We start from the raw sequence: 17,404 nt of genomic DNA on the forward strand, positions 1-17,404 counted from the left end.
TCCAGGCATAAATGATGAAGCTGTCAATGACCTAAGAAGTTTTCCGGTCCCCATTACAGAAGTCATGTGCCGCACAATGATGGTGATGATCAGCACGGCCCTGCCAAACACTTTACCGCTATCTGAAAGTTGCCGCAAACCTTGCGCACAAATTCATTTTTATGGCGCCTGCTTGCCCGGAGCGTATAACAAAGCAGCCTCAAAAAATCCAGTTTAGAACGCCGCAGGTCGACGGATGACCTTGCAATGGGTCGAATTTAAGCAGGCGCTCAGGTCGCGGTTCGCGATCTCGTGCAGCAATTTGTGATTATTCCGGATCAATGTTGCAGACGTGAATATAAAAATATATACAACTCTCTGCCCCTAACTCATTTTGCTACAATGATGTCGTTCCAGTTGGTGGTGTAGGCTTTGCTTAGAAATTCTTGTTTCATTTTCCAGGTCTTGTCATAACCTTCCGCTGCGACCCGTAAAACACCATGCCCATACCGGGCATTGATATCATCCATGAGCGTACTGAGCGTGTCCTGTTTGGTACCTTCATAATTACTGAAAATATTAAACTGTACTTCGCCGGCTGGAATAATACCCGTAGCCCGCACACCCGTCTTCAGGTAATTATAGCCTGGCTGATAAATCGCCCGCAGCGCCTGCACGCAGACCTTGGTAAGTTGTTGCGTGCTATTGGTCGCAAAAGGAATCTTAACAGTAATACTCGGATAATGCTGGTCATGTTTTTCGTTATGCTTGTTGGTACGCAGATAAATTGTTAAAGCCAGCGCCATACTTTTTTGCTGCCGCAGCTTAACCGCTACTGTGGCCGCGTGCATGGCAGTTGCTTCCTCGATCTGCTCCAGTTCGGTTTGATAAGTATTAAAACTCTGGCTCGACTCTATGCCTTTGGAACGCTCTGCCACATCCTTAATGACGTTACAAGGCTTTCCCCATAATTCCTGATGGAGCCGCCAGCCTTGCACGGTCATGTGCTGCCTTACCAGCTCGGGCTTTAACTGCCGGAAATCCTGCGCTGTAATTACACCCAATGTTCTTAGTTTTTCATAATATTGCCGCCCGATACCCCAGACATCCTCGATCGGAAAATCCTTCATTACTTCATCGATTCTGGCAGTAGTATCCAGTATCAGAAAGTTGCGCTTCATTTTCTTGGATGCCTTATTGGCCAGCTTGGCCAGCGCCATCGTCGGCCCGACACCCACCGTGATTGAAAGTCCCGTATGCCGCATTACATTGCGACTGATCATGGCCACATGCTGTTCCAAATCAATACCTGCCAGATTACCCAATGCCATAAATGCCTCATCAATACTGTAGACCATTAACATATAACTATAACGGGCGAGGTTATTCATCATCCGCGCACTCATGTCGGCATACAAAGTATAATTACTGCTAAAAATGACCGCGTTAAGTTCTTTAAGTTGTTTACGCACCAAAAACTCTGCGTCGCCCATTTTAATGCCGGCCGCTTTCGCTTCATTACTTCGCGCGATCACGCAACCGTCATTATTCGACAACACCACGACCACCCGGCCTTTCAGGATTGGATCGAACAGCGTTTCGCAGCTGACATAGCAATTATTGATGTCAACATGCGCAAACACGGCTATACCTCCCGGTTTTTTGTGCTGGCTGTAGTAGAGGATTAAGCGTCAGCATCACTACGCCCCAGCATTCCCATTTATCCTCTGCTATTACTATCGTATCGGCTTTTGTGTTCGCTTTCAACAGAAGATAGCTGGGTTCAGGGCAGTATTCCCGCACATAAAAGTCACCCTCGTGAAAAAAAACCACAATACACCCGTTTACCGGAGTGAGTGACCTGTCGATCACCAGTATATGATGTTCCAATATATGATAGCGCGACATTGCTTCGCTACCCATTCGCATATAATAGGTATTATCCGGATCGATCACCGTGATATCGGTTATATCCAATGCCGGTTCCTCATGGGTCAGCATTGGCAGGCGAAAGCCCAGCACATCTCTTTTTGTTGCCTGTTTCTTTACCCGCAGCATAAGTCGCCCCCCGCATTTTGCTCACCGGTACTGATCTCGCTCAGCCTGACCTGTAAATTCTCTTTCAGTGATTCGTGCCGGTGAAAACCTTCCTTCAGTTTTCCGTCATACCGGCGCTGAATCGTACTCAAGTGGTGCTGCACGTTTTTCAGCATATCCACCGCTTCGCGAAGCAATTTTTCCATTAAACAGGTATCTACGGGTAATTTCATTTGCTCAAAAATGAATATCAAAGTTATGAAATACATTTTAAAATACTAATATTTTTAGCATAACTTATTAACATAAGAACGAAGAATCACGGGAGGAAAATATATTAAAGATGCTAAAGAATGAATCCACCTTTAACTTTCTTGCGGATATATTCTAAACCTTATAGGGTATGCAAGAGCGGGTTAAGCTATTTCTGAGATATTGTCGCCTTTATAATTAAAAAATAATTTCTATGACTAAATATCCTGATTAAAACTGAACTTATTTTCAAAAAAAATTTAAATTAGCTACAGCAATTATATTGCATAACTAAATCCTATAAATATGAAAAAAGTAACAGGAATAGGCGGTGTATTCTTTAAAAGTAATGACCCTAAAAGTATGAACGAATGGTATGTAAAAAACCTTGGCTTACCTGTAGGGCAGTATGGAACCACCTTCGAGTGGCGGCATGCTGATGATCCGTCAAAAGAAGGATCAACTTCATGGTGCACTTTCGCAAATGATACCAAGTATTTCGACCCATCGACAAAACCTTTTATGATCAATTATCGTGTAGAGAATCTGGTGGAGTTGCTTGAAGAGTTAAAAATGGAGAACGTGAACATCGTTGATGAAATTGCGGAGTATGATTACGGTAAATTTGTACATATCCTTGACCCGGAAGGCAATATTATTGAACTTTGGGAGCCCAGAGAAGAATAGCTCAGCGTGAAATATTAATAGCCTCTTTTTAAAGTTCGTTAAAAGGCTTTGGAAATTGTCCTCATATAAATATCGTTTAATAAATTTTCTAATTCCTCGTCAGCAATTTTTCAATTCATACCGATCACTTTCGGCGGCTATCCGAATATAGATCTATAAATTAAGGTTTCATAAATGTAAAGCGCCCCCTGTTTTCAGCCAAGATCATCAAATCCTATGAAAACAGGGGGCGAAAATGGGGCGGGCATAGCCCGCCCGCCGGGAGTCCAGCTAAAATGGTCTATTTATCCTTCACCTTAAACTAAGATTCTTATGTAGAAGGCTCAATATGAATGACCTGTATCTGATGAGCTAGGACGCTCTTTAGCATATTTACCGCCAGGCTGATTTCAAATTCATCCATTTTGTTCACTAGTAAATTTTGACGGTTGATTTGATCCAGCCTGGTGATGCATTCTGCTACAATCTTTAGAACTTTATCCGCTGTTTGATTTGCTTGCCTTTTCATGTTAAAAAATAACGGGGGCATTACGCCCCCGGCGAATTAATTAAATTTGATAACGTCGCTGCCGTGATCGGCAAAATCACGGCACAGGTTAAAAGCGACCTGCGCCCGCTGTTTGGCTGTACCATCCATGATTGATTTAAATTTGGCTTCTTCATTTTTGAAACTCCGTACATTCTGAAAATACCCGGTCACTGCATTATAAGCGCCGAAAACTGTTCCTGCGGTTGTAGCCAGTTGCTGGCTTGGGCTGCCTAAAGCATAATCATAGACCTTTTCTACTATGTTGGTGTAGTGCGTGGACAACAGGTCTGATTTATTGGCTCCTAAATTTTCCAATACTTGTTTATTGGGTGCCATGGCGATCTGGATCAGTTTTTTAACTTCGGCATCCGTGATGCGCACTTTTGCCCAGTTGTTAAATAAACCCTCCAGTTCACCCGCTAATAAATTACTGATCCCCATTAAGGTATGCGCCTGTTTCAGCCTTTCTGCAGCAGAAGCGGTATGCCTGATTCTTATAGCGCCTGAATGGTTGCGCATCGCCGCGTTGAGCGTATTATTACAAACGATCCTTACCGGGGTAAAGGCTGCGGTAATACTGCCCAGGCCGTCGTGCGTGGTGGTTAAAAATAAATACTGTTCGATCCAGTCTTTCACCCCTACCCGGATATAATCCGGTAATTTGGCGGTGATAAATACCCGCTCGCCATTGCCGAGTGCGCCTGCTGTTTCGTATAAAATACCATCCCCGCCGCCGACAATGGCATCAAAGAAGGAAAAAGCATCCCGGTTTTGCACCACTTCGTAATCATTGCCTACTACCCCTAAAACCTGCTCGGTATCGGCCCGGACCGTGGCAAAAAAATTTGGAACGGCTAACTCAGGAATGACGGTCTCCTTGCCGGGCTCGCCGATATGGTTAGCGGTATCATAAGTAAACAAGGGGCGTTTTTCAACGATATAATCCAACCCGGCATGCTGAATGGCCTCGCTGCTGGTCGGGTAGTGGTCAATAACCTGCCCGCAGCCGTGCCACGGTCTTTCTTTTACGGACATGATGCTGTGTTTTCCTGTCCGCGGATTAAAATTGAGCTGATGTGCCATAATATTAGTTTTTAGTTGTTCTTGTTTTTAATTGCATGATCTCGGTACTTAATACCCTGACATTCGCTGTGCTGCTCACCTGCAAAGCTGTTTGCGTTTGCAGCTCTTCTATGGCATCGTGGATGCTTGAATGCGTGGTTTTGATGGTGACTTTCACCAGTAAAAAGATTTTGTCTTCCATCGGTTATGATTGATAGGTGTTAAAAAAATCGTATAACTCCGTGCTGAACCTTTCGGGATTTTCCTGCGCTAAAGTTTCGGCATAACCTTCCCAAAAGATTTGGTTGGTGAGTTCTATAAATTGCTCGTACATAGGAATTGCTGTTTTTGATAAAGTCCTAAAAAATGCTCCCGGCGGGTAGCCGGGAGCATTGCCGGGTTTAAGCATTTGGAAAAATGATGTTGGCTTCGATTTCGGCCAGCTTTTCATGGCAGGCATTAAAAATGAACTGCGATACCATGCGGATCAGGTTGGGCGTATTGGTCGTAAAATCCCGGCCTTTATCGTCCTTGATGATCAGCCTGCAACCTTGATAAGGGTTGGTTTCCAGTTCGTCGTTTTCTTCGATCAGTTTTACCTCGAAATCTTCCAGCGTTTTAATCCTGCCGATCAGGGCTAAACGCTGGATGCTCAGGCGGTGCAGGCCGTTTACAGATTTTAAAGTTTGCTCTAAATTCAAGGCCAGTTTTAAGGGAGCTTTCGCGGCTTCGGCTTTTCCGGGTTCAGCTTTTTGTTGCTCCTGCGCTAATTGTTCAGCGGGCGCAATTGCAGCGTTAGCGGGTTGGTGATCCACTGCAGCGGAACTACCTGTTTTAACTTCTGCGGTCTTTCCGGCCTCAATTTGTGGCGTTTGGGCAGGTGTTTGATCTTTAACGTTTTCATCTGCTTTGGCTTCCTTTTGGGTTAAACTTGGGCGGTTTTCAATACGGTTAGCTGGTTGGTTGTTTTTGGCTGCTGTACCTTGTACTGCGGTAGCATTTTTTTCTGCTGTTTTCATTTTTTAAATGATTTTAAAGGGTTAAAAATTTGTTTTTTTGCTTCTTTCTCTTTTCCGAAACTTCCCTGAAAAGCTATTTTTCAAAAGAAAAAACGGTAAAAAAGAAAGTCAAAAAGGCGGTCGCAAAGCCCGGGCGGGAGAACTATAAGTCCCGGAGGGTGGCCGCAGCACAGCGGAGGACATTATGCGTTCGTACGAACGGGCTGACCGATCTTGACGCCGCTTTTTTCCGTTTTCTTTGAAAAATAGCAGCTGGATAGCAGCTGATCTGCCAGCAGTAAATGAAGTGCAGCGGTCAGGCAAGCGCAGCTTTTCCCGGCGCAGCGGGTAAACAAGCGAAGGCTTGCCTGCTGCGTTTCATCGGAATTAGAAGAGATTTAAAGCACGGCGGATGCTTTTGCAGCGCAGCGAAAATGCAGGAGTATATTCTTGTACAATGTTTATAAATTCCATCATTAACTCAATATAATCATACTAATGATGGAATAAAACAGCATTAATAAAATAATTAAAATTTTATATTAAATAATGCTTATTTTTGCTGGCAAAAGCTAACATTAATAACGTATAATAGCATTAGCGATGGAAAAAACAAGCACCGAATGGTTCGCAACTAGCGACCAGGAATTGTTAAACCAGATCGGACATTTCCTACAGGATACCCGTTTACAGCAAAACAAGACCCAAAAGCAGGTTGCAAAAGCTGCCGGAATCAATCGTTCGACTGTGGGACAGCTCGAAAATGGGCATGGAGGAACCCTGCTCTCCCTCCTGCAGCTCCTTCGGGTGCTGGAACAATTGCCGGTGCTGCGCGCCTTCGAAGTGCAGCAGCAGGTCAGTCCATTGCAGCTCGCCAAGCTGGAAAAGCAAAAAAGACAACGCGCGAGGAACAAGGATAGGGATAGTGATATAACTACAATCAACTGGTAATGATCGGCAGCGCATTTATTAAGCTTTGGGGCGAACGCGTAGGCGCGATTGCCTGGAACCCCGCTACCGGGGTAGCGGACTTTGAATACGATCCGGCCTTTTTGCGTAAGGGCCTGGATATCTCGCCATTAAAAATGCCCGTCCAGGCAGCAGGCGGGCGGATCTTTTCCTTTCCTGAATTACGAGATAGCCAAACCTTTAAGGGCCTGCCCGGACTTTTGGCTGATGTCTTACCGGACCGATACGGGAACACGCTGATCAATACCTGGCTGGCAAGGTCCGGCAGGCCTGCGGATAGCATGAACCCGGTAGAAATGCTGTGTTTTATCGGACAGCGCGGCATGGGTGCGCTGGAGTTTGAGCCGGTGGTACCCAAAGGCAAAAACACATCTACCAAACTCGAAGTAGACAGCCTGGTCGAAATTTCCGAAGCCATTTTATCCGGCCGGAAAGACTTTCACACCGACCTGTCGGCTGATGAAGAAAAAGGCTTGCTGGATATTTTAAAGATAGGGACCTCGGCGGGTGGAGCCCGCGCCAAAGCGGTCATCGCTTATAACCCCCAAACGGGGGAAGTGCGAAGCGGGCAGGCGGAAGCGCCCAAAGGTTTTACCCAGTGGCTCATTAAATTTGACGGCGTGCATGATGCGCAGTTCGGCACTTCCAGGGATTACGGAAGGGTGGAAATGGCTTACCACCTGATGGCGGCAGCCTGCGGAATTGAGATGACCGAGTGCCGCTTACTGGAGGAGCATGGCCGGGCGCACTTCATGACCCGGCGTTTTGACCGGATCCCGGGCGGGGAAAAGATCCATGTGCAGACCTTTTGCGCCATGCAGCATTTTGATTTCAACCTGGTCGGCGCTTATAGTTATGAGCAACTGTTCCAGACCATGCGCTCCTTGCGGCTGGATTACCCGCAAGCCGAGCAGCTCTATCGTCGGATGGTATTTAATGTACTGGCCAGGAACTGCGACGACCATACCAAAAACTTTGCCTTTATGATGAATAAAAGCGGTCAATGGGCTTTGGCGCCGGCTTATGACGTGTGTCATGCCTACCGGCCGGGCAGCCCCTGGGTAAGCCAGCAATCTTTAAGTGTGAACGGGAAGAGGCAAGGCATAGGCCGGAAAGACCTGCTGGAGGTTGCAAAACAAATGACGATTAAAAAGCCGGGGGAAATTATCGAAGCTGTAAACGGGGCTTTAAAATTATGGAACAAGTATGCCGATCAATGCCAGGTAGAGAGGCAACTGCAAAAACAAATTCAGGACACTTTTATCCAGCTGTAAGGCAACGCCCTGTCTATCAGATCCGGTAGCGCAGGGCGATGGCATTACCAATGGCCTGCGTAAGTTCATGCCCGGGTAAAGCAGGTTCTCCCCGTTCCAGCCATTGCCGGTCCTGGTAACAGAGCGTACAGGTCAGCTCCCCTATACTGATCTGTATATCCGAACCTTCTCTTCTGAGCGGCGGTTCGCCCAAAACCCGGAAGCTGTAATCGGTACCCTTGAAGTTGACGCGTAATAGTTGTCCCATAACCGGGCTGAAATTAAAAAGAAGAAAGATTCCCGGCAAGTAATAGTTCAAATGAAAAATTAAAAAAGGAACGTTTCCGATCAGCTGTCAAAGCCTTCACTAAAGAAATCGCTGGGGCTGATTTCCATGATCCGCAGAATCTTCAGCAGCGAAGACAAACGCAGGTCCTGTCCTTTTTCGTATTTGCCATACGTAGAGCGGTTCAGGGCATATTTATTGGCAAACTGCTCGTAATTGGAAAACCCTTTTCCTTTGCGGATAGCCCTCAGCCTTTCACCCACCTGTTTCAGTGTTTTTTGCGTAAGTTCATCGGGATTGTCATCGCGGGGGGCCATATTGTAAAATAAGCCAAAAGGAAAGAATTATAAAACCTCTCATAAAACCCATACTATTAAAGGCTTTTATAGTTATAATTCCTTACCTTTAAACCAACAGATGATCAAAAGATGGACGCAGCTGATTTATTGAATTGCCCGCTTACCGAACTGGAACTAAGTGCTGCCTTTATAGCCCAATGCAGGTCCATGGGCTTTCAAAACCTGGGGGAGATCACCAAACTGACGTCCGCAGCGCTCATACAAAAAAAGGAGTTTTCTTACCAATGGCTGGCCGAGCTTAGTGCATACTTAGGCAAACACCAATTGCTGTACCTGTTGCAAGCCATACCGGGAAAAAGTCCCGGTCAATCCGTTTGACCATGCGTTGCAGCAGGTCACGCACGTTAGCTGCGGTTACCTGGCTGACGCTGTAATATTCTTTGCTCAGGCTACCCGGGGAAATGACCGGCTGCCGCTTTGTCCGGCAATGCCCTGCCAGGAATTTAAAGGTCATACGCAGGTTTTCCTCCGGCAATAAATGTTCTTTAACAAACAGGCGAACCAGGCACGCCAGGTGCGCTACAGAAAGATCAAGCGATAGCTTCACTGGCATACTTTCCTCCTTTTGTCCCTGGAAGACGCAAGCCCTGTTTTTAACGATGGCGATCTCTTCGGAAAGCCAGCCTTTCATCAGGACGGTCAGGGCGGGCCACTCCGGATCATAGCAGGACTTAGCCGGCGCGATACCGTTCCACAGGGATTCTTCGGCACAAAGTGCAGTGAGTTTTTCACCGGGATCCGGGAGATTGAACTCTGCACTGACGTGGCGGATACAATAATTAAAAAAGGCAAGCTCGTTGAACTCCAGTTCCGCCAGCAGCCTGAGCAGGCGTTCGTTGAGCGTGCCGCTTAACTGTTCCAGGCGCGTGCTGCTGAGCGCTTTGATCCAGTTTTCAAAGTAGAAAAGCGCGCGGTAGCTATAGGCTGCGCCATCGTTTGCAGTCATCTCTTCCAGGTAATACGAGATACCATCAGATAACTCCTGATCGATGAGGGGATGCATTAATATACCTTTAACAGCCGCTATTTCCGGCAGTAAAGCTTTGATCAGACGGTTACGGTAACTTACCGGAGCAATTGCATCCGGTTCAAAAAAATCCGCATGAAAAGTAAAAAGCTGGTCTACTAAAGATAGCAGCATCGCATCAAGGCTTGTTAGGTGCGCATCGAAGAGGGCCATTTCAGCCTTGCCGGTCCGTAAATGCTGCAGGGTATCCGAGAGCTTCCGGATACCCTGCAGGTGGAATTTAAAATAACGCGCCAGCTGCTCATCTGATGCTGCAGAGAATACGGCAGCCGACCATGCGACTTTTACCTGTGCGCAGGCGGCCAGCATAGCTTTACCGGGTAAGGCCAGGCGGCTTTGCAAGCCGGGGCAGGTATCCAAACAGGGTTTGTCCAGCCTTTCAATCAGCAGGCGCAGCTCGTACAATTCATCGGCCAGCATAAGCAACAGTTTAAGCAGCAGGGCTGCGGGTTATTTTACATAAATGTGCGTTGTAGTTAAAGTGAACGTATTGGTGGGGTCGGTTTCCTTACGTCCTGCGCGTTGCTTAGGATTGCTTTCCTGGTAGGTAAACAATGTTTTTGTTGTTTTTTGTGGAAGTTTACTTAGTGTTTTCATATTGTTTATTAATTAATTTTTAGTAATTTAAAAGTTGTAAAAGATCCCAGAAAGTTTTTTACACGAACGACACGAATAAGCGTACGAATAACCTAAAACCTGATGACTGCTTTCCAGATCCGACCAACAAACCCGCTCCCGGTTAAAATCCTCCTCCATATCTTTTGCTGGATGCTCTTCATCAGCTACGAACTGGTGTCCCTTTACCTGGTGATCGGGCGCCTGGAACCTGTATCTGTATACGTGCTTTATTACAGCTTAAATATCCTATTCTTTTACAGCCATGCCGGGCTGCTGCACTATAGCTTCGACCAGTCCCCCCGTCGTTTGGCGGAAGGCGCCCTGCTCCTGCTGCTGGAGTTCCTCGTCTACGTAGCCATCAAGAGCGTGGTGGATATGGCGCTGGAAACGCACCCGGGAACCTTGACGCTAAAGGTACTGGCAGCAGAAAAACTGGCGATACCAAACCTGATCCGGGCTATTTATTTCGGGCTGCTGGCCACGTTTTACTGGCTGGCAGGCCGGGTCGGCTATTTCCGGCAGCAAAAAGCGCGGGCAGAACAGCAGGCGGCCGAACTCGGACAGCAGCTGGCGCTGGCAGAAAATGCTTACCTGCGGCAGCAGCTCAACCCGCATATGCTTTTTAATGCGCTGAATTTTATCTACCATAGTGTTTACAAGCATTCGGTAGACGGCTCCAGGTGCGTGCTGTTACTCTCGGATATCCTGCGTTTCGGGCTCGAAAGTGCGGCACCGGACGGAAAGACACTGCTGTCCGCAGAAATCGAGCAGCTGAACAACCTGCTGGAGATCAACCGGTACCGCTTCGGCGGCAAGTTGCACCTGGAGGTACAATTTCCGGCTGAGCCCGGGCAGCACCGCATTATCCCGCTGATCCTTTTCACGCTGACCGAGAACCTATTTAAACACGGCCACCTGAAAGACCCGGCGCATCCCGCTCAACTAATCCTTTCCATAGACCAGACCGGCGCGCTGCGCTATTACAGCTATAACCTCAAAAAGAAAAAGAACGATGCGGCCCGCGAACACCTGGGCCTGAAAAACACCCGGCTGCGGCTGGACCAAAGCTACCCGGGCAGCTACCGGCTTTCAGTTAATGAAAGCGAAACGTTTTATGAACTCACCTTAAACTTACAGCTATGAACTACACCTGCTATATCATTGATGATGAAAACCATGCGCTTGAATTACTGCGCGACTACATCGAAAAAACACCCGGTCTTACGCTTGCCGGCACTGCCACCAATCCCCTGGTTGCCTTGCAGGAAATTGCCGCGCTTCGCCCTGCCCTTGCCTTTGTAGATGTGGACATGCCGGAAATGAGCGGGATGCAGGTAGCAGAACTGATCAACAAATACCTGAAGGTAGTTTTTACGACATCCTTCCGGGACTATGCTTTGGAAGCTTTTGAAAAAGAGGCGGCGGATTACTTGCTTAAACCGATTTCCTACGAAAAATTCCTGAAGTGTATCCAGAAGATCCGGAGTCAATCCGCGACTGTGTCCACCGCTGAAAGAACAGAACGCGCCACATTTTTCATCAAAACCGGCACGAAGGGCAAACTGCTCCAAATTGACCTGAATGAGATCATTTACGTTGCGGCGGCTTCCAATTATATCGATATTTATACGACTGGTCAGCAGATCGTTGCTTACCTGACGCTCCGCGAATTGCTGGAGATACTTCCGGCTGCGGGCTTTTCGCAGATCCACCGCTCGTATATCGTGAACCATGCCTTCATCCACTCGCTGGAAGTCGGGCAGGTCCGGATGTGTAACCAGGCAGAGCTGCCTATCGGGCGCAGTTACCGGGAAGGATTCCAGGACAAGATGAACTTACGCACCCTGATCAGCAAGCGCGAAAATCCCTGATCAAAGGCCCTTTCCCTTGCGCTGAAGGCTGGAAAGGCAGTATTTGTGCAGGTAATAATAAACAAGGAACTCCTGTTTCCGCTGGTTCATGGAGAAAGTCCGGTTCATCTGCACGTGCACCAGGTCAGAAAGCAGGCGCAGCTTTAGGCCGGGCTCTTCGCCTGCGACCTTTTCCCGGATCAGCAGAAGCGGCTTTTCAATCCTCTTGAGCTGACGGATCATTACTGGAGGAAGGTTCGCAAAGACCAGCCCAGCTCCTATCAATGCAGACAGTTTGGGCTCAATGCTGCGGTATTGCCGGTCCATATCTATGCGCAGCTGTTTATCCCCGGAAAATTCGGTGGTGAAACTGTCTTTCATCTGTCCTGCAAAAGCGACCAGTTCCCCGGCATCACCAAGGAAACGCAGGATCATCCGGTAAGCGGTAACCAGGCCCAATTCAAATTCCGACAAACTGGTATTTCCTTTTTGCTGCAGGCGGATCAGGGCAAGCACCAGTTCGCTGCCCTGGTGGAACAGCTCTTCTGCCAGCTCCATAACCTGCGGGCCGTATCTTTCGAGTTCCCTGCGATAAACGGCGCCCTGGTAATCGCGGATCACTTTTTCATGTTCGCCGGCTTCCAGGCGGGCTGCCAGGTCAGCGAGTATAACACCGGGGTCATTATTTTTCAGCCTGATGCGCAGGCGCAGGTGGTGCGATTTATCAGTATAACGGATAAAATACCAGCTGAGGATCTGCCTGCTATGTTTCCTGACCAGGGGGCTGATGGTGCCGGCAAGCAGGAAATCCACCGTTTGCGGGTTGCAATAGATCTTCAGGTACAGCCATTTGCTGCCCAGCAAATACTCCCTGCTGACTGCTTTCGGCATTTTAGGTTCCTTTTCTCCTATGCCCTCATAGCCCTTGAGATCATGGGAAAGAAAGGCGATGAACTGGGCGGCGAGCGGCTTGTTCCCGGTTTTCACCGAACGATTGCTCAGCAGGTATTCGGAAAGTATCAACTGTGATAGTTTGGATATATACTCAAAAAAGAAGGCGAGTTCAGCTGCATTGGATAAATCAAAAACGAGCTGCTGGTCGCCGCTGCCGCTGCTGACATATTGCGGCAGGTGCTGTGCGTCGCGGAGATCGCGGATGGCTACCTGCTGATCGCTGGCGGCTGCGGCGCGCAGGTGGTCCAGCGCCGGCTTTCCGATCACCCATTTAGCCGGACAAAGGATGGTGCGCTGATAAGTAACGCGCGGGTAGAAATCCATGCCCGGGAAATAACTTTCCAACGCAAAAGTAAGGCCGGCCCGCAGGCCCTGGTATTGCAGGTCGCACAGCAGGCGGAAAAGCGCCGATTCGCTGTGCTGGTAGTTGTAAGCCGTCGGCAGGCGCGGCACAACCCTTTTACCCAGGCTGACCGACTCGAGGATCAGCTCCCCGTTTCTCACCCAAAGGAGCAGGTCGGAGGGTAAGAGCTTTGCAGGCGCATCCAGCGGAGAAAACACATTCAGCGGGATTTCGTGCGGGTAGATCCGTTTGCGGCGGTTGATGTTGTCCACATGGGTATCGGATAACTGACCGATGTCTGCAAAAAGGATCCCTGGATTGGCGGCCGCTTCGGCGGCGGCCAGCTTGCGGCACAGGGCCAGCACGGGTTCACTGAAGGCAGAAAATCGACCGACCAGGGCGGTTGCAGTAGCGCCACCGGCGTGCTCGACCAGCAGGCCTGCTGCCGTATCCCGGTACATCAGCGAAAGTGTGGCTGGTAAATGATCTGAAGAGGTATCCGTCTCCATTGCGGCCAGGTCCTCATCATTGAGCTGCAGGGGAGCAAAACGGTCCCGCATCCGTCCTTCGGTCCACAGTTTAAAAAGCAGGCGGTGGGCAGCGGTCCAGTCGAGCTGCGTGCCGGCCTGTTGTTTTTCCGGAAAACGCAGTTCTTTGAGGAGTTCCGACGCCTGTTTATCCGCCGCAAGGCCGGCATAAGAAATCCCCGCATCCGGGTCCAGGGCGAGCAGCAGCGGCACTTTTTGCAGGTTGAACCGCTCCTGGAAGTCCGCAATGAACTGTTTAAGGGCGCTGGGCTGACGGGGTACGGAAAGCTGCGCTAAAGCCGAGACCACTTCTTTTAATTCCTGCTGGTGGCTGACTGCGGGGCCACCATCCAGGTGGCCTCTTTCGAGCGCGGCATAAAAATGCTGCCTGTCAGCAGGCATTTCCCGCAAAAAATCGGCGTGCTCCAGTCGCGCTGCCAGCAGCGGCAGGGAAGGCGCAGCAGCGAGCGGGCCGCTATAAAAACCTGCATCATTAAAAGCCAGGTCCGCAGCCGGTGACGGCGCGGTGATTTTATCAGGAACGATCAGGTTCCCGGCAGCCGGGGTGAACAGCAATCCCGCAGCGATCATGAACTCCAGATGCTCCTGTGCTTCCGCTGCGCTACAGGCAAAATTCCGGCAGATCCAGTCGGTCAAGGCAGATGACGTCAGCGGTCTTTTCCGGAAAAGGGTGATCAGCTGCCGGTAATATTTTTCTGCCGGCAGGGCCTCCAGTGCGAAGCGGTATTTGCCGTTTTCATCAGGTTTGGCCTGCACGTAACGGTAGGAGCGCCCCAATTGATAAAGGGTGGGATTCAGCTGAAGCGTGGTATTCGCGTTAAGCCCGCGGACCCCTTTGCGCAGCTTCTCATCGGGGAGCAGGTGCAGCAGGCTCTGCTGGTCGCCCGAGAGCCGGAGGGTTTTTCCGTCCGCCCAGGAAAGGAGCGTAAAGGAGGCAAAGCTGCCAAAGGGCGTCGGCCGGAAGCACATGCGGTTATAATATTTATGCAGGGTCAGCTTTTCCTTTTCGCTCAGGCGGCCATAATCAAAATCTTTGGCTTCCAGCAGGCGAAAAAATTCGGGACTGGCCAGCCATAAGGCATTGCGGAACACCTCGGTGCTGAGCACTTCCGGCAGGTGGTCCAGGTCATAAGTGGTAAAACTATCATAAGGTGCCCGTAAAAAGAGCTCCGGTAAAAATCCATATGCTGTACCCATGTTCAATCGATTGGGGGTATACTACCCATTTACTACTGTTTTGACTTTTGTCAGCTGCTTTACTTTGTATCAACAAGCACCGCAACTGATGAAAAACTTTCTCAAATCTTTACCCGGAACACTGCTGGCCATCCTGCTGATCTATGCAGCGGCCAGCAAGCTGTTCCAGTACGATACCTTCCGGATCCAGCTGCATAAGCAGCCTTTGCCTTCCGGGCTGGCGGATATCCTGGTGTTGGCGATCCCTGCGCTGGAACTGTGCTGTGCCGGGCTGCTGCTCAGCCGTCGGCTGCGCGCCTGGGGGCTGTTTCTTTCGCTCGGCCTGCTGGGCATCTTTACGGGTTATATCGCCCTGGTGCTGCTGCACTGGTGGAGCCGCACGCCTTGCTCCTGCGGCGGCATCCTGAGCCACCTGTCCTGGACGATGCACCTGGCTTTTAACTATGCCTTTATCCTGCTGAACCTTATCGCTATATACATCCACTTTGAAGAAAGGAGGGCCGTGACGTAGCATCAAGCCAAACACCATCCCGGCACGCCGTGCCCGGAAAGGAAGCTGCCGGCGCTTCCACACCTCAACCGGCCTATTGTTTAATTGATTAATCACACACCTTTCATTTAAAGTTTTTCTGGATGTTTTTTGATGTAATAAAGCATCCGTTCGTATGAAAAAGATGAATTTTAGTTTAGCATTCGTTGCATTGTTTTTGGGCATTGGTTTAGCTTTTATCAGCTCCAGCCCTGTTAAAGCAAAGAGCAATAGCCTCACCCTTTCCTGGTTCCAGTACAATGGCTCTGGCAGCCCGACCGATGCAGCCAATTATACCGAGATCACCGGCTCACCGGACTGTTCGGGCACGACCAATATCTGTTCGATCCAGGCTACGGTCGGCACTAATGCCAAACCGGTGATCACGCCCAGCCTGAGCACCGAGATCAACAATGCGCTGCATAACCATGCTGATTCTGCTAACGTAGAACTGCAGGACTAAATCAGCAGCTGATAAAAGGGGGCGATTGCCCCCTTTTTTTGTGCATTGAATTTACCCTTGCTCATCTCGGGTTCTGGGCTATGCCGCTCAGGGTGATCACTTCCTGCGGGATCAGCATGGTATAGCGCGGGTCCCCCGGTGGCAACTGGTAAACGGCCTGTCCGAGTTTGCGCAGCAGGGTCGTCTGCAAACCGCTTTCGCGGTTCAGCCGCCGCAGGTCCGTCCAGCGCAGGCCCCGGAAGACGAGCTCCTTTCTTCTTTCTGCCAGTACCAGCGCCAGCGCAGCCGGCGCATTAGCCGCGCCCAGCGGCTGGAAGGTGCCGGTCTTCCAGCGTGCCTGCAACAGCGTATTGAGCAAGGCCATGGCAGCATCTGTCTGCCCTGCACGCGCCTGGCATTCCGCGGCGATGAGGTAAAGCTCGTCAGTTGCCAGGCCGGAGAAGATCACGCTGCTCTGGCTGCCATCATAATTGCCTTTAAAGGAGAAAGTGCCATCGTTATTATTTTTATAAAAGATGCTTTTGCGCAGGTCATTGGCCGCGTAGGACCGGTAAAGGGTGGAATCCACTTTTGCTTTGGAGGGCACGAGCAGGGCCGATCCCGAGGACATCGCATAAAAGATGGTTTCCTTGTTAAATCGGGGGATTGGGTTTGCCGAAGTTTTGCTGAGCGTGTTATAATCCAGCAAGGGCGGGCTGAGCTGCAGGCAGGAGTCGGCGTATAGCCCTGCCTGGGTATAAAGACCCATGGCCAGGTAGGTACGGGCGATGGCGGCATAAGCCGCGATGCGTACGGGTTGCGAGGGAAAGGCTGAAGCTGCGGGCAGTAAACGGACCGAAGACTTAAAATCGGCCAGGATCTGCTGGTAGGACTGCTCGTTGCTGGCCCGCACTGATTTCAGGTTAAAGTCTGAACTCAGGCGCAGGGGAATACCGGGATCGGCAGCAGATGTCGCCGGATCGTAGGGTTTGGAGAAAAGGCTGGCGACCTGTAAAAAGGCATAGGCCCGGAAAAAAAGCGCAGCGCCCCTGATCCCGGCTGACGGCGGCCCCTGCCCTGCCTTACCCAGGCCTTCAAGCACCTGGTTGGCATAGAAAACCACCTGGTAAGGCGACAGCCACTGCCCGTTGACCACGACACCGGCGGGATCCCAGTTATATAGCGTCTTGTCTTCGGCGGTCACCAGCGCATCATAATTAGCCTGTGGGAAATAGTAATTATCGGCTGCCGCTTCGCCGTAGGACGGAAAGCTGCGGTTCATTACCGATACGTTATCGAGCAATGCCTGCAGGTCCTGCAGGGTGGCAGGTACGACCTGCGTCTGGTCCGGTCTTGCGTCCAGGTATTTTTTACAGGAGGCGGCGCTGCCGGTCAGCAGGAGTAAAACCAGGAGATAGATAGGCGGCCTTCGGGCGGCCAGGCGTATGATTTGTTGAGAAAGCAATTTGTTCATCGTCATCAGGA

At 49.9% G+C, this 17,404-nt stretch carries 21 protein-coding genes; 7 read left to right on the top strand and 14 right to left on the bottom strand.

Annotation, left to right across the window (positions count from 1 at the left end):
• Positions 1-368: 368 nt before the first annotated feature.
• From ACQY4U_RS21790 to ACQY4U_RS21800, 3 genes are read right to left on the bottom strand one after another with little or no spacing between them, the layout of a single operon-like run.
• Positions 369-1,622: a Y-family DNA polymerase gene (locus tag ACQY4U_RS21790; RefSeq protein ID WP_428331576.1), complete on the bottom strand. Its 1,254-nt coding sequence runs from the start codon at positions 1,620-1,622 to the stop codon at positions 369-371.
• Positions 1,606-2,037, bottom strand: coding sequence for a LexA family protein (locus tag ACQY4U_RS21795; RefSeq protein ID WP_428331577.1), 432 nt, complete (start codon positions 2,035-2,037; stop codon positions 1,606-1,608). Before ACQY4U_RS21795 ends, ACQY4U_RS21790 begins: the two co-directional genes overlap by 17 nt.
• Positions 2,025-2,249: a hypothetical protein gene (locus ACQY4U_RS21800; RefSeq protein ID WP_428331578.1), complete on the bottom strand. Its 225-nt coding sequence runs from the start codon at positions 2,247-2,249 to the stop codon at positions 2,025-2,027. Before ACQY4U_RS21800 ends, ACQY4U_RS21795 begins: the two co-directional genes overlap by 13 nt.
• A gap of 325 nt (positions 2,250-2,574) precedes the next feature.
• Between ACQY4U_RS21800 and ACQY4U_RS21805 the strand changes: the two genes are divergently transcribed.
• Positions 2,575-2,955, top strand: coding sequence for a VOC family protein (locus ACQY4U_RS21805; RefSeq protein WP_428331579.1), 381 nt, complete (start codon positions 2,575-2,577; stop codon positions 2,953-2,955).
• A 310-nt stretch (positions 2,956-3,265) separates the two neighbouring features.
• On the opposite strand, the gene ACQY4U_RS21810 is transcribed toward ACQY4U_RS21805, so the two are convergent.
• The 5 genes from ACQY4U_RS21810 to ACQY4U_RS21830 are packed head-to-tail and all read right to left on the bottom strand — an operon-like array spanning position 3,266 to position 5,565.
• Positions 3,266-3,463 carry a hypothetical protein gene (locus tag ACQY4U_RS21810; RefSeq protein WP_428331580.1) on the bottom strand — a complete coding sequence of 66 codons (198 nt, stop codon included), beginning with the start codon at positions 3,461-3,463 and terminating at the stop codon, positions 3,266-3,268.
• Between the two features lie 36 nt (positions 3,464-3,499).
• The gene (locus tag ACQY4U_RS21815; RefSeq protein WP_428331581.1) at positions 3,500-4,567 is read right to left on the bottom strand and encodes a DUF932 domain-containing protein; all 1,068 of its coding nucleotides are present in this window, start codon (positions 4,565-4,567) and stop codon (positions 3,500-3,502) included.
• A gap of 4 nt (positions 4,568-4,571) precedes the next feature.
• On the bottom strand, positions 4,572-4,748 hold the full coding sequence (locus tag ACQY4U_RS21820; protein WP_428331582.1) for a hypothetical protein: 177 nt from the start codon (positions 4,746-4,748) through the stop codon (positions 4,572-4,574).
• Positions 4,749-4,751: 3 nt separating this feature from the next.
• Positions 4,752-4,955 carry a hypothetical protein gene (locus tag ACQY4U_RS21825; protein WP_428331583.1) on the bottom strand — a complete coding sequence of 68 codons (204 nt, stop codon included), beginning with the start codon at positions 4,953-4,955 and terminating at the stop codon, positions 4,752-4,754.
• Positions 4,948-5,565 carry a hypothetical protein gene (locus ACQY4U_RS21830; protein WP_428331584.1) on the bottom strand — a complete coding sequence of 206 codons (618 nt, stop codon included), beginning with the start codon at positions 5,563-5,565 and terminating at the stop codon, positions 4,948-4,950. The genes ACQY4U_RS21825 and ACQY4U_RS21830 overlap by 8 nt, the downstream gene beginning before the upstream one ends.
• Positions 5,566-6,147: 582 nt before the next feature.
• On the opposite strand from ACQY4U_RS21830, the gene ACQY4U_RS21835 reads away from it, so the two are divergent.
• Positions 6,148-6,495, top strand: a complete 348-nt coding sequence (locus tag ACQY4U_RS21835; RefSeq protein WP_428331585.1) for a helix-turn-helix transcriptional regulator — start codon at positions 6,148-6,150, stop codon at positions 6,493-6,495.
• Positions 6,495-7,787: a type II toxin-antitoxin system HipA family toxin gene (locus ACQY4U_RS21840; protein WP_428331586.1), complete on the top strand. Its 1,293-nt coding sequence runs from the start codon at positions 6,495-6,497 to the stop codon at positions 7,785-7,787. Before ACQY4U_RS21835 ends, ACQY4U_RS21840 begins: the two co-directional genes overlap by 1 nt.
• Positions 7,788-7,803: 16 nt before the next feature.
• On the opposite strand, the gene ACQY4U_RS21845 is transcribed toward ACQY4U_RS21840, so the two are convergent.
• From ACQY4U_RS21845 to ACQY4U_RS21860, 4 genes are all read right to left on the bottom strand, one after another.
• Positions 7,804-8,034: a hypothetical protein gene (locus tag ACQY4U_RS21845; RefSeq protein ID WP_428331587.1), complete on the bottom strand. Its 231-nt coding sequence runs from the start codon at positions 8,032-8,034 to the stop codon at positions 7,804-7,806.
• An 80-nt stretch (positions 8,035-8,114) separates the two neighbouring features.
• On the bottom strand, positions 8,115-8,369 hold the full coding sequence (locus ACQY4U_RS21850; RefSeq protein WP_428331588.1) for a helix-turn-helix domain-containing protein: 255 nt from the start codon (positions 8,367-8,369) through the stop codon (positions 8,115-8,117).
• A 280-nt stretch (positions 8,370-8,649) separates the two neighbouring features.
• The gene (locus tag ACQY4U_RS21855; RefSeq protein WP_428331589.1) at positions 8,650-9,858 is read right to left on the bottom strand and encodes a hypothetical protein; all 1,209 of its coding nucleotides are present in this window, start codon (positions 9,856-9,858) and stop codon (positions 8,650-8,652) included.
• 30 nt (positions 9,859-9,888) lie between these two features.
• On the bottom strand, positions 9,889-10,035 hold the full coding sequence (locus tag ACQY4U_RS21860; RefSeq protein WP_428331590.1) for a hypothetical protein: 147 nt from the start codon (positions 10,033-10,035) through the stop codon (positions 9,889-9,891).
• Between the two features lie 102 nt (positions 10,036-10,137).
• Between ACQY4U_RS21860 and ACQY4U_RS21865 the strand changes: the two genes are divergently transcribed.
• Together ACQY4U_RS21865 and ACQY4U_RS21870 are read left to right on the top strand one after the other, a co-directional pair.
• Positions 10,138-11,199 (top strand): sensor histidine kinase, encoded by a 1,062-nt coding sequence (locus tag ACQY4U_RS21865; RefSeq protein ID WP_428331591.1) that lies wholly within the window; start codon positions 10,138-10,140, stop codon positions 11,197-11,199.
• Complete coding sequence (locus tag ACQY4U_RS21870) at positions 11,196-11,927, top strand: LytR/AlgR family response regulator transcription factor (RefSeq protein ID WP_428331592.1); 732 nt, start codon at positions 11,196-11,198, stop codon at positions 11,925-11,927. Before ACQY4U_RS21865 ends, ACQY4U_RS21870 begins: the two co-directional genes overlap by 4 nt.
• On the opposite strand, the gene ACQY4U_RS21875 is transcribed toward ACQY4U_RS21870, so the two are convergent.
• Positions 11,928-14,948: a lantibiotic dehydratase gene (locus ACQY4U_RS21875; RefSeq protein ID WP_428331593.1), complete on the bottom strand. Its 3,021-nt coding sequence runs from the start codon at positions 14,946-14,948 to the stop codon at positions 11,928-11,930.
• Positions 14,949-15,036: 88 nt separating this feature from the next.
• Here ACQY4U_RS21875 and ACQY4U_RS21880 point away from each other — a divergent pair, with 88 nt between their 5' ends.
• Positions 15,037-15,459 carry a MauE/DoxX family redox-associated membrane protein gene (locus tag ACQY4U_RS21880; protein ID WP_428331594.1) on the top strand — a complete coding sequence of 141 codons (423 nt, stop codon included), beginning with the start codon at positions 15,037-15,039 and terminating at the stop codon, positions 15,457-15,459.
• A 154-nt stretch (positions 15,460-15,613) separates the two neighbouring features.
• A complete protein-coding gene (locus tag ACQY4U_RS21885; RefSeq protein ID WP_428331595.1) occupies positions 15,614-15,940 on the top strand; it encodes a hypothetical protein in 327 nt (108 codons plus the stop codon).
• 61 nt (positions 15,941-16,001) lie between these two features.
• Here ACQY4U_RS21885 and ACQY4U_RS21890 read toward each other — a convergent pair whose 3' ends face one another.
• Positions 16,002-17,399: a RagB/SusD family nutrient uptake outer membrane protein gene (locus ACQY4U_RS21890; protein ID WP_428331596.1), complete on the bottom strand. Its 1,398-nt coding sequence runs from the start codon at positions 17,397-17,399 to the stop codon at positions 16,002-16,004.
• Positions 17,400-17,404 lie beyond the last annotated feature (5 nt).

Source organism: Mucilaginibacter sp. (assembly GCF_965277465.1).
GTDB lineage: Bacteria > Bacteroidota > Bacteroidia > Sphingobacteriales > Sphingobacteriaceae > Mucilaginibacter.

What these genes read in the sequence shown, in the direction of transcription:
- ACQY4U_RS21795 (WP_428331577.1), bottom strand. Translation starts at nt 2,037, where the DNA reads ATGCTGCGGGTAAAGAAACAGGCAACAAAAAGAGATGTGCTGGGCTTT.
- ACQY4U_RS21800 (WP_428331578.1), bottom strand. Translation starts at nt 2,249, where the DNA reads ATGAAATTACCCGTAGATACCTGTTTAATGGAAAAATTGCTTCGCGAA.
- ACQY4U_RS21805 (WP_428331579.1), top strand. Translation starts at nt 2,575, where the DNA reads ATGAAAAAAGTAACAGGAATAGGCGGTGTATTCTTTAAAAGTAATGAC.
- ACQY4U_RS21810 (WP_428331580.1), bottom strand. Translation starts at nt 3,463, where the DNA reads ATGAAAAGGCAAGCAAATCAAACAGCGGATAAAGTTCTAAAGATTGTA.
- ACQY4U_RS21815 (WP_428331581.1), bottom strand. Translation starts at nt 4,567, where the DNA reads ATGGCACATCAGCTCAATTTTAATCCGCGGACAGGAAAACACAGCATC.
- ACQY4U_RS21820 (WP_428331582.1), bottom strand. Translation starts at nt 4,748, where the DNA reads ATGGAAGACAAAATCTTTTTACTGGTGAAAGTCACCATCAAAACCACG.
- ACQY4U_RS21825 (WP_428331583.1), bottom strand. Translation starts at nt 4,955, where the DNA reads ATGCTTAAACCCGGCAATGCTCCCGGCTACCCGCCGGGAGCATTTTTT.
- ACQY4U_RS21830 (WP_428331584.1), bottom strand. Translation starts at nt 5,565, where the DNA reads ATGAAAACAGCAGAAAAAAATGCTACCGCAGTACAAGGTACAGCAGCC.
- ACQY4U_RS21835 (WP_428331585.1), top strand. Translation starts at nt 6,148, where the DNA reads ATGGAAAAAACAAGCACCGAATGGTTCGCAACTAGCGACCAGGAATTG.
- ACQY4U_RS21840 (WP_428331586.1), top strand. Translation starts at nt 6,495, where the DNA reads ATGATCGGCAGCGCATTTATTAAGCTTTGGGGCGAACGCGTAGGCGCG.
- ACQY4U_RS21845 (WP_428331587.1), bottom strand. Translation starts at nt 8,034, where the DNA reads ATGGGACAACTATTACGCGTCAACTTCAAGGGTACCGATTACAGCTTC.
- ACQY4U_RS21850 (WP_428331588.1), bottom strand. Translation starts at nt 8,369, where the DNA reads ATGGCCCCCCGCGATGACAATCCCGATGAACTTACGCAAAAAACACTG.
- ACQY4U_RS21855 (WP_428331589.1), bottom strand. Translation starts at nt 9,858, where the DNA reads ATGCTGGCCGATGAATTGTACGAGCTGCGCCTGCTGATTGAAAGGCTG.
- ACQY4U_RS21860 (WP_428331590.1), bottom strand. Translation starts at nt 10,035, where the DNA reads ATGAAAACACTAAGTAAACTTCCACAAAAAACAACAAAAACATTGTTT.
- ACQY4U_RS21865 (WP_428331591.1), top strand. Translation starts at nt 10,138, where the DNA reads ATGACTGCTTTCCAGATCCGACCAACAAACCCGCTCCCGGTTAAAATC.
- ACQY4U_RS21870 (WP_428331592.1), top strand. Translation starts at nt 11,196, where the DNA reads ATGAACTACACCTGCTATATCATTGATGATGAAAACCATGCGCTTGAA.
- ACQY4U_RS21875 (WP_428331593.1), bottom strand. Translation starts at nt 14,948, where the DNA reads ATGGGTACAGCATATGGATTTTTACCGGAGCTCTTTTTACGGGCACCT.
- ACQY4U_RS21880 (WP_428331594.1), top strand. Translation starts at nt 15,037, where the DNA reads ATGAAAAACTTTCTCAAATCTTTACCCGGAACACTGCTGGCCATCCTG.
- ACQY4U_RS21885 (WP_428331595.1), top strand. Translation starts at nt 15,614, where the DNA reads ATGAAAAAGATGAATTTTAGTTTAGCATTCGTTGCATTGTTTTTGGGC.
- ACQY4U_RS21890 (WP_428331596.1), bottom strand. Translation starts at nt 17,399, where the DNA reads ATGACGATGAACAAATTGCTTTCTCAACAAATCATACGCCTGGCCGCC.